This window comes from Neisseria sp. P0021.S007, from assembly GCF_051956855.1.
This window is the reverse complement of record NZ_JBQCXA010000217.1, coordinates 1-941: the sequence shown is the minus strand read 5'-3', so window position 1 is coordinate 941 and position 941 is coordinate 1. Positions and strand designations below refer to the sequence as shown.

The window sequence follows — 941 nt, the reverse complement described above, 5'->3', positions numbered from 1 at the left end:
TTCATGCTCCAAGCGTTTGCAGTACGGGCAGTCCGGATCGGAGAAAACAGCGACTTTCAGTTTGCCGTTGCCGCGCACTTCTTTGATAGCTTTGTCCAAAGGCAGGGAAGCGAAGTCGATTTTGTTCAAATCGGCGGCGCGTTCTTCAGTCATGCTTTGGCGCGTGTTGACGTTGATGAGGTCGCCAACGAGCATATAGTCGCCTTTGGCATCGGTATAGATGATTTGTTTGCCGCTGACGACAACTTCATAAATGCCTTTAATCGGTGTTTCACTAACGCTCAAAACTTTCAAATCTTGGGCGGCATAGACTTTTTCCAAACGCGCTTTCAAAGAAGCGGCAACGGATTTGTCGGCAGGTGCTTCCGCTTTGACAGCAGGGGCAGGCGCCGCGTTGGCGTTGGATACGGCAGGTTGACCGCATGCCAATAAAGGAAGGACGGCAAACGGTGTTAAGATTTTGATTAACTTGGTTTTCATGCGAAAGACTTGCGTGTGTTGAAAGTAAGGCATTGTATCAAACCTCTGTTATGTCTGCATTGTGCTAAGGCTCAAATTATCGTCTGAAAATAGCTTTCGGCTGTTAAAATACGAAAAAATGATTTGATTGTTTGTATGTTCTACCACCGTATTGCCGTAAACGTGCCGCTTTCAGACGGCCTTTTGACGTATTCCCATTCCGAGCCGCTTCCTCCGGGAACGCGAGTGCTTGTGCCTTTCCGCAATAAAACCGTTGTCGGGATGGTGTGGGAAACGGATATTGCGCCCGATATGGATACGGCGCGGATTTTGAGCGTTCAGACGGCCTTTGTGGAAGAAAAGCCGTTGCCTCAAAGCTGGCGTGATTTGTTGGCGTTTACGTCGCGTTATTACCACTATCCGACCGGGCAGGCAGTGTTTGCCGCGCTGCCGCAGGGTTTGAAGGAAACGCACACGGTAGA

General features: G+C 49.6%; 1 protein-coding gene and 1 pseudogene. One reads left to right on the top strand and one right to left on the bottom strand.

The genetic code is table 11. From position 1 onward, the window contains the following. A partial coding sequence (locus ACTHUR_RS12335; protein ID WP_440398764.1) for a DsbC family protein occupies positions 1 to 480 on the bottom strand: 480 nt, incomplete at its 3' end. A gap of 135 nt (positions 481 to 615) precedes the next feature. Here ACTHUR_RS12335 and ACTHUR_RS12330 point away from each other — a divergent pair. Further along, positions 616 to 941: pseudogene (locus ACTHUR_RS12330) on the top strand (primosomal protein N'); the annotation flags it as partial.